Origin of the sequence: Pseudomonas sp. MTM4 (genome assembly GCF_019355055.1) — a bacterium.
GTDB lineage: Bacteria > Pseudomonadota > Gammaproteobacteria > Pseudomonadales > Pseudomonadaceae > Stutzerimonas.
Genome location: NZ_CP048411.1, coordinates 793407 through 812566, shown reverse-complemented (window position 1 = coordinate 812566; position 19160 = coordinate 793407). Strand labels below are relative to the sequence as shown.

The 19160-nt window shown below is 61.3% G+C and carries 17 protein-coding genes and 1 pseudogene; 9 read left to right on the top strand and 9 right to left on the bottom strand.

Going from position 1 to position 19160, the window contains the following annotated elements; all coding sequences use genetic code 11:
* Positions 1 to 154 precede the first annotated feature (154 nt).
* Complete coding sequence (locus GYM54_RS03655; protein WP_197445096.1) at positions 155 to 2131, top strand: DEAD/DEAH box helicase; 1977 nt, start codon at positions 155 to 157, stop codon at positions 2129 to 2131.
* 82 nt (positions 2132 to 2213) lie between these two features.
* Positions 2214 to 2834 (top strand): glutathione S-transferase, encoded by a 621-nt coding sequence (locus tag GYM54_RS03650; protein ID WP_181103463.1) that lies wholly within the window; start codon positions 2214 to 2216, stop codon positions 2832 to 2834.
* 6 nt (positions 2835 to 2840) lie between these two features.
* Here the strand turns inward: GYM54_RS03650 and GYM54_RS21940 are convergent.
* The 5 genes and pseudogenes from GYM54_RS21940 to GYM54_RS03630 all read right to left on the bottom strand — a co-directional run.
* Positions 2841 to 2938, bottom strand: a pseudogene (locus tag GYM54_RS21940) (LysR family transcriptional regulator); the annotation flags it as partial.
* 106 nt (positions 2939 to 3044) lie between these two features.
* Complete coding sequence (locus tag GYM54_RS03645; RefSeq protein ID WP_197445095.1) at positions 3045 to 3812, bottom strand: NAD-dependent deacylase; 768 nt, start codon at positions 3810 to 3812, stop codon at positions 3045 to 3047.
* Between the two features lie 91 nt (positions 3813 to 3903).
* The gene (locus GYM54_RS03640; RefSeq protein WP_197445094.1) at positions 3904 to 5400 is read right to left on the bottom strand and encodes a methyl-accepting chemotaxis protein; all 1497 of its coding nucleotides are present in this window, start codon (positions 5398 to 5400) and stop codon (positions 3904 to 3906) included.
* 74 nt (positions 5401 to 5474) lie between these two features.
* Positions 5475 to 6899 carry a deoxyribodipyrimidine photo-lyase gene (gene phrB / locus GYM54_RS03635; RefSeq protein WP_197445093.1) on the bottom strand — a complete coding sequence of 475 codons (1425 nt, stop codon included), beginning with the start codon at positions 6897 to 6899 and terminating at the stop codon, positions 5475 to 5477.
* 10 nt (positions 6900 to 6909) lie between these two features.
* The gene (locus GYM54_RS03630) at positions 6910 to 7866 is read right to left on the bottom strand and encodes a DUF523 and DUF1722 domain-containing protein (RefSeq protein ID WP_181103472.1); all 957 of its coding nucleotides are present in this window, start codon (positions 7864 to 7866) and stop codon (positions 6910 to 6912) included.
* 159 nt (positions 7867 to 8025) lie between these two features.
* Here GYM54_RS03630 and GYM54_RS03625 point away from each other — a divergent pair, with 159 nt between their 5' ends.
* Both GYM54_RS03625 and hemH read left to right on the top strand, forming a co-directional pair.
* Positions 8026 to 8232 (top strand): hypothetical protein, encoded by a 207-nt coding sequence (locus tag GYM54_RS03625; RefSeq protein WP_131648870.1) that lies wholly within the window; start codon positions 8026 to 8028, stop codon positions 8230 to 8232.
* Between the two features lie 58 nt (positions 8233 to 8290).
* The gene (hemH, locus tag GYM54_RS03620; protein ID WP_197445092.1) at positions 8291 to 9316 is read left to right on the top strand and encodes a ferrochelatase; all 1026 of its coding nucleotides are present in this window, start codon (positions 8291 to 8293) and stop codon (positions 9314 to 9316) included.
* A gap of 9 nt (positions 9317 to 9325) precedes the next feature.
* Here the strand turns inward: hemH and GYM54_RS03615 are convergent, their stop codons facing one another.
* A complete protein-coding gene (locus tag GYM54_RS03615; protein WP_131648868.1) occupies positions 9326 to 9772 on the bottom strand; it encodes a PAS domain-containing protein in 447 nt (148 codons plus the stop codon).
* A 139-nt stretch (positions 9773 to 9911) separates the two neighbouring features.
* Here GYM54_RS03615 and GYM54_RS03610 point away from each other — a divergent pair, with 139 nt between their 5' ends.
* Positions 9912 to 10856, top strand: a complete 945-nt coding sequence (locus GYM54_RS03610; protein WP_231752172.1) for a MerR family transcriptional regulator — start codon at positions 9912 to 9914, stop codon at positions 10854 to 10856.
* A gap of 98 nt (positions 10857 to 10954) precedes the next feature.
* A complete protein-coding gene (gene pqqF, locus GYM54_RS03605; protein WP_197445091.1) occupies positions 10955 to 13480 on the top strand; it encodes a pyrroloquinoline quinone biosynthesis protein PqqF in 2526 nt (841 codons plus the stop codon).
* Positions 13481 to 13554: 74 nt separating this feature from the next.
* On the opposite strand, the gene GYM54_RS03600 is transcribed toward pqqF, so the two are convergent.
* Positions 13555 to 13977: a VOC family protein gene (locus tag GYM54_RS03600; protein WP_197445090.1), complete on the bottom strand. Its 423-nt coding sequence runs from the start codon at positions 13975 to 13977 to the stop codon at positions 13555 to 13557.
* Between the two features lie 63 nt (positions 13978 to 14040).
* Positions 14041 to 14748 (bottom strand): 3'-5' exonuclease domain-containing protein 2, encoded by a 708-nt coding sequence (locus GYM54_RS03595; protein ID WP_197445089.1) that lies wholly within the window; start codon positions 14746 to 14748, stop codon positions 14041 to 14043.
* A gap of 274 nt (positions 14749 to 15022) precedes the next feature.
* Between GYM54_RS03595 and GYM54_RS03590 the strand changes: the two genes are divergently transcribed.
* Complete coding sequence (locus tag GYM54_RS03590; protein WP_197445088.1) at positions 15023 to 16417, top strand: polysaccharide lyase family 1 protein; 1395 nt, start codon at positions 15023 to 15025, stop codon at positions 16415 to 16417.
* 117 nt (positions 16418 to 16534) lie between these two features.
* Here the strand turns inward: GYM54_RS03590 and GYM54_RS03585 are convergent, their stop codons facing one another.
* Positions 16535 to 17734, bottom strand: coding sequence for an MFS transporter (locus tag GYM54_RS03585; RefSeq protein WP_197445087.1), 1200 nt, complete (start codon positions 17732 to 17734; stop codon positions 16535 to 16537).
* Between the two features lie 334 nt (positions 17735 to 18068).
* On the opposite strand from GYM54_RS03585, the gene pqqA reads away from it, so the two are divergent.
* Positions 18069 to 18140 carry a pyrroloquinoline quinone precursor peptide PqqA gene (gene pqqA, locus GYM54_RS03580; protein ID WP_110660746.1) on the top strand — a complete coding sequence of 24 codons (72 nt, stop codon included), beginning with the start codon at positions 18069 to 18071 and terminating at the stop codon, positions 18138 to 18140.
* Between the two features lie 45 nt (positions 18141 to 18185).
* Positions 18186 to 19097, top strand: coding sequence for a pyrroloquinoline quinone biosynthesis protein PqqB (pqqB, locus tag GYM54_RS03575; RefSeq protein WP_197445086.1), 912 nt, complete (start codon positions 18186 to 18188; stop codon positions 19095 to 19097).
* Positions 19098 to 19160: the final 63 nt, after the last annotated feature.

The following is a 19160-nucleotide window of genomic DNA, read 5'->3' as shown; positions in this document are numbered from 1 at the left end:
GCCGGTTATATGGATGAGATTCCATTTAGTGACCCGCACGCGCGCAGAGGTGCGGAGCAACCGACGAACGCATCGCGTCAATTTGCGTTGGAAGCCAGACGTCAACGAAAAACCCTTACCATATCAGCCACTTGTTCATGTCTGGTTGATCGTCATGTTGTCTGCCGTCAAACGCTACAAGCGCCTGGTTTCGGGAGCATTGGCGCGTTGCTTTCCACGCACCTCGGCCTATTTGCAATCGGAAGAAGAGTTGATCCTGCACCGTTGGCCCGGCTCCGCTCCCAAACAGGCCGGCAAGCGAGTCGCCAAACACACCGGCAAGCCGCCCGCCGCAGTCGGTCGCAAGGTCAAGCAAGCAGATGCAGCCGCCAAACCCAGAGCGAAACCCCGCAAGCCCGCCAGCGAAGGTATCTACGGGCCGGCGAAACTGTCGGTCGAAGATCAGCAGATCCAGGCGATGCGCCTGCGGGGTGGCCGTGCTGTCGACGCCGGGGTGATCTGCGCGCCGTCCGAGGAACAATGGGGGATGATCCTCAGCGACAGCCCGGTAACGCGGATCTTCGCCGGTGCCGGCTCGGGCAAATCCACCACGCTGGTGCTGCGCGTGGTGTTCATGCTCTGTCACCTGGAGATCCCACCGGAGCGGCTGACGGTGATTTCCTTCACCAATGCCTCCTGCACGCAGCTGCGCGAGCAGTTGGTGCGAGTGCTTGGCTTCTGGAACTTCGCGTTCGACCCCGCTAGCGCGCGCCAATGCGTACGGACCTTTCATTCGGCGATGGCGGTGCTGACCAAGGACGTGCTGGGCAAACCGGTCTGGTTCGAACAGCTGGACGACAAGGGCGCCTCGCCCACCGAACTGGACAATCCGCTGGCCGCCTCGCGTTTGCGACCGGCGCAGCAGCGGCTGCTGAAGCAGGCCTACCAGAGCTGTTATGCCGAAGAGGAAGGCTTCCGAACATTGGTGCACCAGTTACTCGACCTGCCATCGCCGGTTGCCGATCAGCGCAAAACGCCAAAAGCGCCGCTGGATGCGTTCAAGCTGGCGGGTGAATTCGTCGCTGTCCCGTTGTTCGAAGCGTTCTATGCGCAGGCGGGTTTCATCGAGAGCATCGGCATCCGCATCGAACAGATGCAGGCCGGCCGGATGACCTGCTCGGAACGTGAACGCTGGTTCATCGATGCCCTGGTCCTGTTCTGGAAGCATTTTCAGGCAGCACTGCAGGCGCAGGGGCTGATGACCTTCAACGGCGCGTTTCAGCAGCTTACGCAGCGTCTGGCGGCGGGAGGGAAAGGTGCTTCGGTCGATGCCTTGGCACCGTTCAGCCATTTGCTGATCGACGAGTTTCAGGACATCTCACCGCAGATCGTCCAGTGGTTGCAGGCGACGCATCGGTCGTTGGCCGGTCTGGGCGAGCCGATCAGTCTCATGGCTATCGGCGACGACTGGCAGTCGATTTACGGCTGGCGCGGTAGCTCGCCAGAGCTGTTCATGGATTTCGACAAGTATTTTCCTAGCAAAGGCGCGTCGAAGAAGAGCCTGGTGCTGATGCTGGAAACCAACTATCGCTCCATCGAACCGATTATCCGCGATGGTGAGGCGGTGCTGGCCGGCGTCGAGTTCAAACAGAACAAAACCAGCAAAGCCGGCAAGGCCACTCAGCCAGGCGATCACGGGGTGAAGCTGGTGACAGGCTTCGACCTGAAAGCCCGCCTGCCGGACCTGATCAGGCAGATCGAGGCGCAGTGCGCGCATGTCGAAGCCCGGCCAGACGCCGATCGCAACGCCGTGCTGGTGCTGAGCCGACGCAACGAGCCGTTGCGCGCCATTCAGGCCAAGCTGGACAAGAAGTTGCCGGTCAAGACCTACACCATTCACCGCGCCAAGGGATTGCAGGCGGAGGTCGCGATCATCGTCGATGACTGCTCACCGCCGGAAAAGCACCCGCTGCGCAACGCACTGTATGCCTATTCAGGTTTTTTCCGAAACAGCTATGACCAGGCCATGGCCGACGAGAGTCTGCGCCTGGCCTATGTGGCGATCACCCGGGGCGTCAGCCGGGTGCTGTGGTTCACCCAGAAGGCGCAAGGCGCAACGCGTTTGCTCAAGGCGCGAAGAAAAGCCCTCTGAGCGGCTTGAACGTTGCGGGCGACATAAAATGCGCTAGGGTTTGGCCCCGGCGATGAACGCCGAACCGACGGAGGACGATTGCATGTTGAAGCTATGGGGCCGAATCAATTCGACCAACGTGAGGAAGGCGCTCTGGTGCCTCGAAGAGCTTGGCGTCCCTTACACCCGCGTCGATGCGGGAGGCGCATTTGGCGTGGTGGGAGAAGCCGAGTACATCGCAAAGAATCCGAATCGCCTGGTGCCATGCCTCGAAGACGGCGAGCTGGTGCTATGGGAATCGAACACCATCGTTCGCTACCTCGCCGCACAGTATGGCGAGGGCACGCTCTGGAGCACCGATCCGCGCCAGCGCGCCGGCGCTGACAAATGGATGGATTGGGCGACCTCATCCCTGGCCACATCCTTCCGCCCGTTGTTCTGGAACATCGTGCGCACCGCCCCGGAAAAGCGGGACATGACCGCCGTGCAAGCAGCGCTGGAGGAGTGCGGCAAGCTGCTCGCCATCGCCGACCGAGCCTTGGCAGAGCAGCCGTACCTGTCGGGTGATTCATTCGGCATGGGCGATATCCCCCTAGGTTGCTTCGCCTACGCCTGGTTCGAGATGCCCATCGAACGACCAGACCTGCCGCATCTGCGGCACTGGTATGAGCGGCTGCAACAGCGCCCTGCGTATCAAACCGCGGTGATCACGCCCTTGACCTGACAGGCCTTAGCGACTGACGGCCTCGCTGTTCAGCCAGTCGAAGAAGGCTTTGACCGGTGGGTGCCGGTCACGCCCGGTACGCAGAGCGTCATGTAGGTTGCGCCGGGCATGGTGGCTCCGGCGCGGTCGGACCAGACTTTGCGACACCTTCACATTGCGAGTTCGCCGGGATGGCGTTCGCCGATTCCTATCAGGCGGCGCAGCCGGCTTTCAGTCTCTGGAGCTTCCAAACGTCTCCTGTATGAGTTCAGGCAACTTTTCGCCAGCCGGGCCAGCCAATGCGTATTCCCGTTTACCGTGGCTGGCCATGGCCTGGGGATTGACGTGGATGACAGTCGCACCGGCACGCCAGGCCAGCCCTGGCATTTCTGCCGCCGGGTAGACTAGGCCGGAGGTGCCTACCGATATCAGCACATCACAGTGCTCCGCCGCAGCGAATGCGGTGTTTAGCTGATCGACCGGCAGGCTCTCGCCAAACCAGACCACACCGGGGCGCAACGGGCCATCGCAGACCGCGCATCGAGGTGGCTGTACTCGGCGGCCGCCTTCCGGTTCGTCGGGCATGCCGAGCGGTCCGTTCGGAGCTTCGCCGCATTCGAAACAGCGCGGCCGATGCAAACTGCCATGCAGATGAACGACCTCATCGCTGCCGGCACGCTCATGCAGATCGTCGACGTTCTGAGTGATCAGCGTGAGGCGCGGTACATGCCGGCTCAGCTCGGCAATGGCCCGGTGCGCCGGGTTAGGCTGAGCTTGCAGAACCTTCATGCGGCGCCATTCGTACCAGCCCCAGACCAGTTCCGGGTCCGCGCAGAAGGCCTCGGGTGTGGCCAGCGAGGCGGCGTCGAAGCGTTCCCAGAGCCCGGTCAGCGAGTCGCGGAACGTTGGAATACCGCTTTCGGCCGAGACGCCCGCTCCGGTGAACACAACGATGTGCTGGGCGCTGCGCAAGGTTTCGATCAACGGGGCGGGGATCATCGGCACGGCTCCTATTGGTTACTGATGGCAGAAATGCACAAGCGCCCATCAGACCATTTAAATATCGCCGATTCCAAACCCTGTGATCGCTTCAGTTCAGGGCAAAGCGGCCGCTGAGCGAGCCTAGCCGCGAGGCCAATGCGCTGAGATCGCTGCTGTCCTGATCGAGCCGATTCGCATCTGACGCATTCTGATCGGCGATCTGCTGGACGCTCTGCAAGTGACGGGCAACATCCGCCGATACGGTGGTCTGCTGATGAGTCGCTGCGGCAATCAGTTCGTTCATCTGGCTGATCGCATCGATTTCCTGCGCGACCGCTGCCAGCAGCAAGGTCGTCTGCTGACTGTCTGCGACGCAGCGGCCGACGCTGTCACGGCTTTGCTGCATGGATTCGACGGCCTTGCGGCTGTCCTGTTGCAGGCGGCTGATGATTTCGTGGATTTCGCCGGTGGACTCGGCTGTCTTGCTCGCCAGGTTACGCACCTCTTCGGCGACCACAGCGAAACCCCGCCCTTGCTCGCCGGCCCGCGCCGCTTCGATCGCGGCGTTGAGCGCGAGCAGGTTGGTCTGATCGGCAATGCTTCGAATCACATCCAGCACGCGGCCGATCTGTTCGGACTGGACGGCCAGGTCCTGCATCGTTGCATCGGTGGCGTCGATGCGCCGGGCGAGCCCGGTGATTTCCTTCAGGCTGGTCGACACGGCGGCTCGCCCCTGTTCGGCCTTCATATTGGCCGAGTGTGCGGCCTGGGCAGCCCGGTCGGCGTGGCTCGCGACGTTATCAATGGCGGTCGACATCTGCTGCATGGCGTTGACCATGTAGGCGGTCTCTGCAAGCTGCCGATCGGCACCCTCGCGCATGTCGCGAGTAGCTTGGTGCAGGTGGCTGGCGGTGTCGTCCAGGCCCCGTGTATCACGGACCGTTGCGCCAACCAGCTCGGCGAGCTGATCGAGAAAGTGGTTGAAGCGCTGGGCGATCGGCCCGCTGGCACCGCTGCGTTGGCGCAGATCGATCTGCACGGGATCGCGCGTAATGTCGGCAGCGGCACTTAGCAGCGCTTCGCCTTCGCGCGCCTCGGCATTGGCGCGCACGGCCAGATAGATCAGGATTGCGCTCTCCAGCACCACATAGAACGCATGCAGCATCACCACGCCCCAGCTGCCGTCGGGCATCACGAATACGCCAGCCTGCTGCTGTTGCAGAGCAAAGAAGCTCAGGTGATGAATAGCAATGGTGGTGGCCGCCACGACGATTGGCAGCCAGTCTCGGTAGTACACCAGAAAGGCAAGCAGCGCGAAGATGCCGAAGTGCATTTCCAGCATGCCGTGGGCGAGGTTGATGTGCAGCGCGGCCATGACCATGAAGCCTGCACCGATCAGACAGCGCAGCAGACGCTCTCCGGCAATCAGGCCATGCAGCAGCGTCATGGCCAGTGCCGTACCGCTGCCGATAGCAATGGCCTGCGCCCAATTGCCATACAGCGTGGCCAGGCCGAGCGCGTAGGCGGTCAGAAACCACAGCACACCAAGCATGATGCGATCGGCTTTGCGGTAGTGATCCTTAAGCGTGAAGGTGTCGCTGGACATGCTATGTCTCCGAGACGAGTCGCGTGGTGTTTGCAGTACTGAAATAGCGCTTCGGCGTGACATTCGCGGATCAGTCATAAGCGCTTTGCCAAATGTCTGAAGGCAGACAGGGCGCGCTCACGGCTAGTCGCCAACTCGGTGATCGGGTGTGGGTAGCCGTTGAGATGAAGGCCCTGGCGGAAACTCGGGTCATGGATGTCGCGATCGTTCAAGTGCGCCAGCTCAGGCAACCACTGGCGGAGGAAACGGCCTTGCGGATCGAATTTCGCCGACTGGCTGAGCGGATTGAACAGGCGGAAGTAGGGCACCGAGTCGGTGCCGGTCGAAGCGCTCCATTGCCAGCCGCCGTTGTTCGCGGCGAGGTCGCCATCGATCAGGTGCCGCATGAACCAACGCTCGCCTTCGCGCCAGTCGATCAGCAGGTTCTTGCTCAGAAACATGGCGACCAGCATGCGCAGGCGGTTATGCATCCAGCCGGTCGCCAGCAGTTGCCGCATGGCCGCATCGATGATTGGAAAACCGGTGCGCCCCTGCTGCCAGGCAGCCAGCTCATCGGGCGCGTTGCGCCAGGGCAGGGCTTCGGTTTCAGGGCGAAAGGCGCGCCCCATCGATACTCGCGGATAGCCCACCAGCACATGTTTGTAGAATTCGCGCCAGAGCAGTTCGTTGATCCAGGTGACAGCGCCCGGATTACCGCTGTCGAGCTCGCCCCGGTTCGTTGCCAGAGCGGCGTGAAGACATTGCCGGGGCGAAATGACGCCGGCGGCCAGGTAGGGCGACAGCTGACTGGTGCCAGGCTCGGCGGGAAGGTCGCGGCGCTGCTGATAATCGGCCATGTCGTCTTCGACAAAGCAGGCCAGACGTGTACGTGCGAAGTCTTCGCCGGCGGGCCAGAACGAGCGCAGTTGCTCGGTAGGCGGCGCGAAGCCTTCTATCGTCATTGGGAGCGGATCGCGTGACACGGGCAGCCACGCTTGCGGCGCGGGTACCGGCAAGCAGCGCGGCAGTGAATGGCTCAGGCGTGAATAGCAGCCCTTGCGGAACGGGCTGAAGACCTTGAAGCCCTGGCCGGCCAAGGATTGCACGCTGCCTGGTGCAAAAAGCAGCTGGTCCAGATGCTGTCGCAGCGACGCGCCCGTGTGGAGGAGTGCTGCGGCCACCGCCTCGTCACGTCGTTGCTCGTTCACGCCATATTCGTCATTGATATGCACGCTGCCGATTTCGTGCTCGCGGCAGAGATCGGCGACAAGCGCGGGCACGGCTTGCCAGTCATCGACGCAGCGGATCAGTAGCGGCACGTTCAGCTCGGCGAGACGTGCCGAGAGAGCGCCCAGGTTGCGCAGCCAAAAATCGACCTTGCAGGCCGCGTCGCCATGGGCGAGCCACTGCACGGGCGTGATCAGGTACAGCGCGATGGTCGGGCCAGCGTTCATCGCGGCGGACAGGGCGGTATTGTCGGTCACGCGCAGATCGCTGCGCAGCCAGATCAGCTGATTCATGTGCAAGTATTCAGATCCCGTTGCGCAAGCTGAGGTCTTCAGGATGCGGCTGCAGATAGGCCTGGCTGGCTACGTAGCGATCCGGATGCCGGCGGAAGTGGTGTTTAAGCAGCGTCAGTGGCACGATGAGGGGTACGATGCCTTCGCGATACTGGGTTATCAGGCGCTGCAGTTCCTGTTTGTCGTCGCCTTCGAGATATTTTTTTAGATAACCACTCAGGTGCTGCAAAACGTTGCTGTGGTTGCCGCGCGAGGCGTTCTTTTTCAGCGCCGCCATCAGCTGGCTGAAGTAAGCCGGTGCGAATTCCTCCAGCGATATATTGCCGACGCCCCCGACCATCCGACCGAGCGCTTTGTATTGCAGCGGGTCGCTCGCCATGAGCTGGTACTTGTGGCGTGAATGGAAATTCACCAGGGCCTTGCGTGTCAGGCCCGTACGCAGCAGGCGCTGCCATTCGGCATGGGCATATATTCGCGTCAGAAAGTTCTCGCGCAGCACCGGGTCATTGAGTCTGCCAGCCTCTTCGATCGGCAGATCTGGCCGCATCCGCATCAGGCCCTGGGCAAACAGGCCGGAGCCGCCGCCTTCGGCCGGATGGCCGCTGGCCTGGTACACCTTCACCCGCTCCACGCCGCAGGAGGGGGATTTCTGCATCAGGATGTAGCCACTGATGTCATCCAGCTCGGTGGCGATCCGCTCGCCATAAGCAACTAGCGCATCAGTGACATCCAGCTCCAGATGCACCGTGCCGACCGCGCGCGGGTGCTCAGGGGCGCCAACCAGCCGGATTGGCTCGCGAGGCGTGCCCAGCCCGATGGCCACTTCGGGGCAAATCGACACGAACTGGAAGTGACGAGCCAGCGTTTCGCTGCATAGACGCGACTCCTTGTGCCCGCCATTGAAGCGCACCGGATTGCCAAGTAGACAAGCGCTGATACCGATCTTGATGACAGTTGACGTAGACATCGGGCTGGCCTCGATACGTACCTGTACAAGGCGTTTTGTTTGTACAGTATTTGCCGGCATCTTAAAGTCGGCCTTGTACAAGTCAACCTGATTTGTACAATTCAAGCCGCGCCGGGCATCGCTAGCCGTGACAGCCGTACCACGTAGAAAGGCGTTTCGATGCAACGTGTGCGTAACCAGAGCGAACGAATTGCTCTGATAGATTTTCTGTTGCAGCAGCCCCCTGCGTACGGCCCCTACAATGCCTGCTCGCCGCAACCGGTGCGCAACGCGCTATTGCCAGGGGACGAACGTGCCGACTTCCCGGCGTTGGGGTTTCTGGATGCGGCATTGGCGGACCTGCGCAAGCTGTGGTCGCCTGTGTGAAAATGGCGCGCCGCCCGGCAGGGCTGTGTAGTTGTTCAATCAGTAGTCAGGAATGTGCATGTCTGAGCAGGCGTTGTTATTGGTAAACCTGGGGTCACCGGCTTCCACCGATGTGGCGGACGTGCGTCGCTATCTCGACCAGTTCCTGATGGACCCTTACGTCGTCGATCTGCCATGGCCGGTTCGCCGCTTGCTGGTGTCGCTGATTCTGCTTAAACGCCCCGCGCAGTCCGCTCATGCCTACGCATCAATCTGGTGGCCGGAAGGATCACCGCTGGTGGTGCTCAGCCAACGGCTGGCCGATGCGGTGCGCCCTCACTGGACAGAGGGTCCGGTGGAGTTGGCGATGCGCTATGGCGAGCCCTCGATCAAGCGCGCTTTGGTCGGGCTGGCGAAGCGGGGCATCAAGCAGGTGACTTTTGCGCCGCTGTATCCGCAATTCGCCGATAGCACCACGACGACCGCCATCGAGGAAGCACGCCGGGTCATTCGAGACAATCGCCTGGATATCAGGCTGTCGATCCTGCAGCCCTTCTACGACCAGCCCGAATACCTCGATGCACTGGTCGACAGCGTGAAGCCATACCTGGCGCAAGAATACGATCATCTGCTGCTGAGCTTTCACGGCCTGCCCGAGCGTCATCTGCACAAGACCGATCCAACCGGTTCGCACTGCCTAAAAGGCGCCGATTGCTGCCAGCGGGCCGAGGGCGCCGTACTCGCAGGTTGCTATCGTGCTCAGTGCATGCAAAGCGGCGCTGCGTTTGCCGAGCGCGCCGGATTGCGTGCGGAGCAGTGGTCGGTGTCGTTCCAGTCGCGGCTCGGTCGTGCCAAATGGATCGAGCCTTATACCGAAGCGCAGCTGGAAGAATTAGCGGCCAAAGGCGTCAAGAAGCTGCTGGTGATGTGCCCGGCATTCGTTGCGGATTGCATCGAGACACTGGAAGAGATCGGCGATCGTGGCCGCGAGCAGTTCATCGCTGCGGGTGGGGAAGAGCTGCACCTGATTCCCTGCCTCAATACTCATGAAAGCTGGGTGCAGGCACTGATCGCCCTGTGCCGGCGCGCCCCGCAGGCACTGTGAAAACCGCAGTCATTGCTTCAGTGTGGCGAGCTGTTCCTTGAGTCGCCGCACTTCGGCTTCCAGTTCGACTACGCGCTGCCTGGCCTCGACCTCACGGCTGACATCCTTCTGGATACCGATGAAATAGGTCAGTTGGTCAGCTTCGTTGAACACTGGAGTAATCGAAAGCTCGTTCCAGAACGCGCTGCCATCCTTGCGGTAATTGCGAAGCGTCTGGCGACACGGCTGGTGGCTTCTGATCGCTTTGCGAATCGCCGCGATCCCGGGCTGGTCGCGGTGGCCGGCCTGTAGAAAACGACAATCCTGATAGAGAGTATCGTCCACATCGTAGCCGGTCAGCCGCTGAAAGGCGGGGTTAGCGTAGATGAGAATGTTGTCGTCGCCTTCCTGCTCGGCGACCACGATCCCGTCGTTGGAGGCTTCGATTACCAGTTGCAGCAGTTTGGCATTGATCATCTGGGTGGCTCTTGTCTGTGTTGCGACATTCTAGGGCAGGTTCGGCATGCGCGGCATAACGCCCTTGGTACCGGTTCGTGCGGTCCATGCGCAACCCTGAGCTACAATGCGCCAATCCTTCTACATGAGCTGCCGCGTCATGACTCAACTTGACCGTGCTTGCACGATGCCTGCTTTGGATCCGCTCAAGCGGGACGAACTGTTCCCCATTGGGGAAGTCTCGCGCCTGACAGGCGTCAACGCGGTCACGCTGCGAGCATGGGAGCGCCGCTACGGCCTCATTCAGCCCACTCGCACCGAAAGCGGCCATCGCCTCTATTCCATGGCCGATATCGAAGCGATTCGCAGCATCCTGGCCTGGATTGACCGCGGCGTCGCGGTAAGCAAAGTGGGCAGTATCCTGTCTCGCGACGCTGCAAAGTCTGAGGGGCGGTGGCATGCGGACGCAGCCGAGTGGGGCGATTGGACGGCGCAGGTGCAGCGTGCCGTGGGCAGCTTCGATCACTCCTGGCTTGAACAGATCTACGGGCAGCTCATTTCTACTTATTCGCTGCTGATAGTCCTTCAGGATGTGATGCTGCCGTTGTGGCAGCGGTTGTCGCTGCGTCAGGGCGAATATGGCCAGACCAGCGAATGGCTGTTCCTCGATGCCTTTCTCCGTGCCCGCGTGCTGCAAAGCTTGCAGCTTGATCGCGATCAGGCGAAGAGTCGGGTACTGCTGGCTGCGGTCCCGGGGCAATGTCGTGAGCTGGAACTGCTGGTCACTGGCCTGTTGCTGTCCAGCGATACGGTTGCGGTCAATGTGCTGGCAGTCGGTCAGCCACTGAACGAGTTGCCACTGGTTTGCGAGAAAACTCGCCCGAGAGCGTTGGTGCTGTATTCCAACGTACCGCCGAACGCGGTGTTGCTGCGTCAACTGGCCAAACTCGCGTTGGGGCTCGATTGCCCATTGGCGTTAGCAGGCGAGGCGGCCGAGTTTTCAGAGCAGAGCTTGCGAGGCTCACCGATTGCGCGCCTCGGTAATTCGGGCGAACTGATGCAGCGCCGTCTGCGGCAGTTTCTCGATGGACGTCTGGATACCTGACGTTTTGCTGAGCGGAGCATCGGTTCCGCTCCTGAATCATTGTGTCTAACTCCAGTTGGCGCGATGCTCAGTGACTTCAGCCGAAACACGATGCCGTCATGCACCAGTTTGCCGATCTAGCCCAACGCCCGCTGCAACTGACTCTGACCAACGGGTTGCGAGTGCGTCTGGTGCGGCTGCCGCACAGCGCGCAGGCCGCGGCCATGATACGGGTGCATGCCGGTTCCCATGACGCGCCCCGAACCTATCCGGGGCTCGCCCATTTTCTCGAACACCTGCTGTTTCTTGGCAGCCGGGATTACCCGGTGGCGCAGAGCCTGATGCCCTTCATCCAGGCCTGCGGCGGGCAACTGAACGCATCGACGCGAGAGCGATACACTGACTTTTTCTTCCAGCTTCCGGCTGGCCAGCTCGAGGAAGGCTTGCGCCGTCTGCTGGATATGCTGGCGTATCCGCTGCTCGATCCAGACGCTCAATTGCGTGAGCGCGAGGTGTTGCACGCCGAGTTCCTTGCCCGCGCTAAGGATCGGGAGACGCTATCCGATGCGGCGTTGGCCCGCGCAATCGACTCCACGCACCCAGCCAGCGGCTTTCATGCCGGCAACCGGGAAACCTTGCCGGTAGATGAACCAGATTTCCAGCAGGCGCTGCACGGCTACCATCAGCGCTTCTATCGGACAGGGCAGATGGAGCTGCTACTGGCCGGGCCGCAGAGTGAAGCTGTATTGCAGCGCCTTGCGGAACAGGCCGACATATCGCTGATCGCAGGTGCTGCCGTGCGGCGATCCCCGCCCGTGTTGCACGCTCGCACTGAGGGATGGTCGAGGCTGCAACTGGAGCAAACCCAGCCGCGTTTGCTGCTCGCCTTCATTGTCGACGGTTTGGATGAGCACGCCTTGCCGGCGCTGGATTACCTCGCAACCTGGATCGCCTCCGAAGCGCCGAATGGTTTGCCGCAGCGCTTGCAGGCGGCGGGTCTGTGCCAGGCGCTGTCGCTACGGGTGCCATACTGGTTCGCAGGGCAGGGCGTGTTGGCCATCGAGGCATCGTTGACGAGCAAGGGCCTGGCGCAGCGAGCCACTGTGGTCGATGCGCTGACGGATTGGCTGCGCTTCTTCGTTGAACCTTCCTGTTGGCAAGCGTGCTGGGATGAGTACCGACTGATAGCCGAGCGCAGCCTGCACGGCGCCGAGCCTTTGAAGCTACTGCGCCATTGGGTGGAGCCGCTGGCCTGGGCCGCCGACTCCAATGAAGCCGGCATAGGTGATGCGCTGCGCACCCTGATAAAGCGAATGACGGACATTGGATCTGTGGTTCTCACCGTCGATACGGCTCCGTGCGGCTCGGTCACTAGCGATGGATTTCCGTTGCGCATGGCTAGCGAGCCGCCATTAACCGCCCCGCGCCGCGACTGGCACTGGCAGATTCCACAAGCCAATCCCTGGTTGAAGACCGCCGTGTCGGATGGCAAGGCTGCCAACCCCGTCGCCGCATTGCGCTGGCTGGAACAGACAGAGGAAAGCAACAAGGCTGCATTGATGCTGCGTTGGCGCTTCGCTGAACTGCCGGTGTCTGCACTCTGGCATGGGCTGTCGCATGCGTTGCAAAGATGCGTCTGGGCAGCACGGCAGGCGGGCGTGGAACTGCGATTCGAGGACATGGGGCATAGCTGGACGCTGAGCCTGCGTGGTTTCGCTGAAGCCGTGGCACCCATTCTTGGCGACATTGCCTACTTGCTCGCCAAGCCTCCCGAGGCGTCGCTTGCCCAGTGTGCGCGGTTGGCAGAACAGCACCGTTCGCTGGGGCAGGATGAAATGCTGCTTCGTCAGTTACTCAACCGCCTGCCACGTCTGGTTGCGGGAATGCACCAGTCAGCCGAGCCGGCCAGATCAGTTAATCGCGAACAGCTTCACGCCGCCTGGAGTGATGCGCGCTGGGATGGGCTGGCGGTTGGTTTCTCGTCGCAGACCTCTACGGCGCTGCTGGCATCGGTCGGCGCGCTGCCTGGTCAGCCTGCGCTGGGCAAGGATTGGCTTGAGGCGCCGCCTACGGAAAGTCACTGGCATCAGGTTGGAGACGGGGCGGTCACCAGCGACACGGCATTCATCCTGTTCTGTTCCCTCGCTGATCGCGGCCTTGAAGGCGAGGCGGCGTGGCGTGTGCTGGGGCGTTTGCTGGAGGGCGAATTCTTTCGTCGGATTCGCAGTGAGCTACAGCTGGGTTACGCGGTGCTCAGCCGGTTCTGCCAGTTTGCCGACCAGCCAGGCATGCTCTTCGCGGTGCAGTCGCCGACCGCTTCGGCGACTGAAATCCTCCGCCAAATCGAGGCGTTTCTGGATACCTTCGCGCTGCAGCTGGCAGAGCGCTCGACAGAAGATCTGACAGGGATCGCCCATGCGACAGCCGATCAGCAAGCCGCTGCTTCTGCCGATCTCAATGGCCATGCCGAACGAGCCTGGCAGGCGGTGCTGGCCGGGCATGAATGCGATCGGATCGGGCAAGTGATCAGAGCGATGCGCGAGCTGCGGCCAGCGGATCTTATGGCGGCCTTGCATGACCTGCGCGGTGGCGCTGGCCGGCTGATCGTAACCAATGCGCCTGCGCCGAGTGGTTGGGGCCGATAGGCAGCGCTGCCATTTTCAACACCGGATGCACTCGGTCTGTTCCCGAGAGACTCGAACATCGCTGACCCGCGCGATCAGCCGCCCAGGCTAGGGTCCCTTTCGTTTTCGTACGGTTCATTCGGAAACTGAATCAGGCAAAAGCCGTTGCCGAATGGGTCGCTCAGCGTGACCAGCTTGCCCCAAGCGAACACGCGTATCGGTGTTTCCTGGCGTGCACCGGCCGCTACCGCGCGTGTGGCGGATGCTTCGATATCGTCAACGACGAAGTCGGGATGAATGGGCGTCCAGTGGCGGTCATAGGTACGAATGCCATCGCCGATTGCTGTGGCCGGTTCCGATCCGGCGTGCTCGATCAAGTAGATGCGGCAGCCAGCACCCAGCATTTCCGCTGCCGCCCCGTTGAACAGGGAGCGCGTATGGCGCAAGCCGAGGGCGTCCCGGTAGAAGGGGATCGCCTTGTCCAGATCTGCGACGTCGATGTTCAACAGAAGCTCCATTGTCGTTCGTCTCCGTCATACTTTTGAACAGCTAAATCTGTACGTCCTGAGGGCTTGGTGTTCTCACGCAGACTGGCTTGCCGACCCGGTGACGATACGGTCCGCCGGCAGCTGCCCGGCGCTATCGCCTAAGGCTAGGTATACCTGTAGCGCGGCGTAGGCGTCGTTTGCGGCGTAATACCGTTGTGCATCGGTCAATGTTCGATTCGCCCAGTTGGACGTAGAGACGCTGCGAGATTTACTCACCCGAGCGCCCAGCACCGCTGCGACCGCGCCGCGCAATCCGACCTGGCCTTTCTTGCCCTGATAGCGCAGCGTCGTGCCAAGGTCGATGTAATGCCGCAACTCTATGCCCAGGCGACTGCGCAATCGGCTTCGATCCGAGCTCAGGCCAAAGCCGACCTTCAGTAATTGGTTCGACTCCAGCACGGCTTTAGCTGCCTCGACGCAACCGTCCACGCCGACCTGAAACAGGTAGGTGGTTTGCGGCGTGGCTAGCTGGATCACGTGAGGTCCGGTGGAAGCCTCGCCTATCTTGAAGGTGGGTTTGGATTCGGTATCGAAGCCGATCTGCGCGACGCTCAGGAGGTCATCGACGGCTTGGGAGAACTCCGCCGGTGTCGAAGGCGTGACGATGCGGTCGAGCGTGAGTCCTTCGAAGCGGGGCAGGCCGTCGACTGCCAGCTGTGGGATGCGGATGATGATAGACCTCCATTTCAGAACGCCGCTGCGATCAAGGGTGAGCGGACGGCTTTCAGTATTAAAGCGCATGGCTTGTCAGCCGCGCAGGCATGACAGTTGTTTTCCTAACTGGTGATCAGCCTCACCAGTCGGCCAGGGCAGAAGGCTCCCAGCGGAGCCGGCCCAATTCTTTGGATTTCGCTCACCTCGAAACGTGACCTGCCCTCGTTCAGCCAGCGAAGCATTCCGTCGGAAAATACTAAGCCAATAGGTATGACGTCATACATTTAATTGACGCTGCATCGGGCTTGCCCAGACTCCGAAACGCCGTTTTCACATGAAAATTCGGTGAAAAGCAATAGCGATGTATGACAACAGCAAAAATAAGGATAAGAAAATGAGAAATGTTGCAGCAGTTATGACGATCTCGTTGGGCATCGGTCTTTCCTCAGCACCGGCCGGTGCGTCGGTGGTCGTCAATGCCGGCCTTGCCGGAGGAAGAATTCCGCTGGAGCGGCAGACGCTGCCGATGCGCGATGGATTTGCCTCGATGGGCGGTGGGACCAGCGGTGGTGCCTACGCGGTGCCCGGCCGTGTCTACGATGTCACCACGCGCGCTCAATTGAAGTCGGCGTTCGATGAAGCGGGGGACGAACCCAAGATCGTTCGCGTTCACGGCGCGCTTCTTGGCAACTCGGATGATTCAGGCAATCCGCTGACGTGCGAAGACTATGCGCGGGGGACCGGATATACCCTGGACAGCTACCTGGCTGCATACGATCCAGCGGTCTGGGGATGGGATACGGAGCCCTCCGGTGGTCCGGAGAACGCGCGTCGCCAGTCCGCAGAGAATCAGAAAAACACCATGGTGATCGAGGTGCCGAGCAACACGACGATCATCGGAGCGAACCCCAAGGCGAGCTTGATAGGGTTGTCGTTGCGGATAGACGGCGAACGCAACGTGATCGTGCGTAACCTGAACCACAAAGCCGTCAGCGACTGCTTCCCGCAATGGGACCCGACCGATGGCTCGGACGGAAACTGGAACAGCGAATACGACATGGTTCAGATCATCAACGGCGCGTCCAACATCTGGATCAATCACAACTACTATACGGACGACCCGAACTTCGACGACCAAGCGCCGATGTATTTCGGCAGACCTTTTCAACAGCATGATGGCTCGGTCGATATCACCTATGGGTCGGACCTTGTCACGGTGTCCTATAACCGCTTCGCGGATCGGGACAAGCTGATGCTAGTCGGTTCCACCGATTCTCCGACGGCGGGAGATCCGGGCAAGCTGCGGGTGACGATTCACCACAACGAGTTCATCAATATCGGCCAGCGCGCCCCGCGCCTCCGCTGGGGGCATGCGGACGTCTACAACAACCATTTCATTCGCAACGACGACGCACGTGTCCCCTTCGGTTACGCCTTCGGCGTTGGCTATGACTCGCACATCTGGGCTGAAGCCAACGCCTTTACCTTTGGCCCCTCGGTGGACTCGACGCGAATCATCAAGCATTGGAAAGGGCAGGCGATCACAACCATTGGTAACGTCATCAACCGTCGCAAGGTCGATTTGCTCGCGGCTTATAACGCCAACGCCGCAGCCGAGCTGCAGCTAGTGAGCGATAGCTCTTGGCGACCGACGCTACGCACCAGGGTCCATCCGGCGCAGGCTATCCCGGGTCTGCTCAAAAGGAAGGTCGGGCCGGTCTTGACGCTGGATAGGGGGCGCAAGCGGCACCGTTAATACATAGCGCCGGGCTCCAGCCTGAATGGCTTGGCAAACGGAGCGGCAAGCTGACAGGAACGCCACTACCGCGGTGGCGTTCTTGCACGACGGACCGGCAGTCTGAGGCGCGGCGGTTCAGGCCGACCGCATCCGTGGATGCCGGAAAAACCAGATTGCCAGCGGCGAGGCGATCACGATCACGCATAGCCCCAGCAGCGTGATCGCTGCGGGCAGGCCGTGGTGGTCGGCAATCCAGCCTGCGGCGATCAAGGGCGCGATGCTGCCGACGTAGCCGCAAACCAGGTAGGTCGAAATCAGCCCTGAGCGCTCGGTTGGTGTGGCGATGCGGTTGACCATGCTGATGCCGGCCAGCAGGCACATGCCATGTCCTGCTGCCGCGGCGCAGACGCCGACGATGAACACGATGGGCGATCCGAGCTTGAAGTTGAGCACGAGCATGGCGTTGCTGAGCACGACCGCCAGCAAGCCGAGAAATCCGCACCAACGCAAGCTCATCCTGGCGCACGCCAGCTGCATCATGGCCGAAGCCAGCAGGATGACGCCGATGGATGTACCGCTCACCACCGGCCCATGCCAAGGCAGGATCTTCTCCAGAAATAGCGGGGCCATCGACGCGTAGATGCCGAACACACCGAAGGCGAAGAACGGGCAGGCACAGGTGAGCGTGAACGCCAGCGAATCGCTGCGGCCCGTCCACGCCAGGCGCGGCATGAAGGTTCGCCAGCTCGGCGATGCGGTCGCCAATTCATCTGTATGCGGTTTCAGTTGCACGCGCATCAAGGCATACACCGCCAGCACACCCAACAATAGTGAGGGTACGTAGGTCACCATCAGCGGGTTCGGTAGCCACTGACCGGTGATGCCGCCCGTTATCGGACCCAGACCAAAGCCAAAGGCGAGCAGGAAGCTGGTGATCATCGATATCCGTTGCGAAGCCCCGTCGCGCGAGATCTGTACCAGTCCGACCGTGGCGCTGGTGACGATCAGACTGGACGACAGGCCTACCGCGAAGCGACCCGTGTTCAGGCTCGACAGGTCCCACGCGAGCATCGTCAGCAGGGTGCCGCCCCAACCCAGCAGCAGGCCGGCCAGCATCACCTTGCGAAAGCCCAGTGTGTCCGACAGGCGCCCCATGAACAGCAGGCCGAACAGCGCGCCCACCATGTAAACCACGTAAATCAGCGAGACGTCACTGGTACGCAACTGCCAGGCCTGCTGGTACAGCGGATAAAGCGGCGAAATGAGCGCTGTGCCCATCACACCCACGCACATGGCGAAGCAGACCCAGGGGAAGGCCGACCAGTTTTCTTTCATTTACACGCCTGCATAACGAAAAGTGAGTGGAAACAATCTCGGTGGCGTTTCCATGAGCAGCCTAACGGTTTTTCGTCGGTGGAGCGATTGCCGAGGCCAACGTTTACGCGACTGCAATCGCAGCGAGCCTGAGAGACAAGGCACCGAATCTGTCCGATGACGCTGAGCTGGGGCGGCACTTCCGCTAGAGGTGTTCCGCCGATGACGAGGCGACGCGCTGGGCACTACCCGGACGCTGCGTTGTCTCCTTCTGTGCCATTCTGCTTTTCAGTGGACTAGGGTGTTCAATAGGCTGTCGGGCCAATCCGCAGCCGTAAATAGAGGGGATCGAACCATGTGGACCAAACCTGCTTTCATCGACCTGCGTATCGGTTTCGAAGTGACCATGTACTTCGCCAACCGCTGATTTTTCGCCCCGGCCCAGGCCGGGGCTTCGTTTTAAAGGACTGCAATGTTCATCCAGATTCTCGGTTCTGCTGCCGGCGGCGGCTTTCCTCAGTGGAACTGCAACTGCGCCAATTGCGCCGGGTTGCGTAACGGCACCTTGCGCGCACAGGCGCGTACCCAGTCATCCATTGCCATCAGTGATGATGGCGAGCATTGGATACTGTGCAACGCCTCGCCGGACATCCGTGTGCAGCTGGAGTCGTTTCCCGCCCTGCAGCCGGCACGTGCGCCGCGCGATACGGCAATCGGCGCGATCATCCTGCTCGACAGCCAGATCGACCACACCACCGGCTTGCTGACGCTGCGTGAAGGCTGCCCTCATGAAGTCTGGTGTACCGAGATGGTTCATCAGGACCTCACGACCGGTTTTCCGCTGTTCAAGATGCTCGAACATTGGAATGGTGGCCTGCGCTGGAACCCCATTGCACTGGAAAACAGCTTCCGCACTCCGACCTGTCCAGATCTCGAAATTACGCCAATTCCGCTGCGCAGCGCCGCACCGCCATACTCGCCGCATCGCAACGACCCGCATCCGGGCGACAACATTGGCCTGCTGATCGAGGATCACAACACTGGCGGCAAGCTGTTCTACGCACCGGGGCTGGGCAAAGTCAGCCCCGAGCTGCTGGAACTGATGCGCGGCGCCGATTGCTTGTTGGTCGACGGCACGCTCTGGCGCGATGACGAAATGCGTGTGCGTGAAGTGGGGACCAAGCTCGGGTCCGAGATGGGTCATCTCCAGCAGAGCGGCCGCGGCGGCATGATCGAGGTGCTCGATGGGATGCCGGCGGCTCGCAAGATCCTCATCCATATAAACAACACCAATCCCATCCTCGATGAAGACTCGGCCGAGCGTGCAGCCCTCGACGAGCACGGCATCGAAGTAGCCTTCGATGGCATGAGCATCGAGCTGTAGTGCGCAGAGCGCACCCTATGAGAGCAACCCTTCCCGCGTTGTGCATTGCCGCAGCGGGAACAG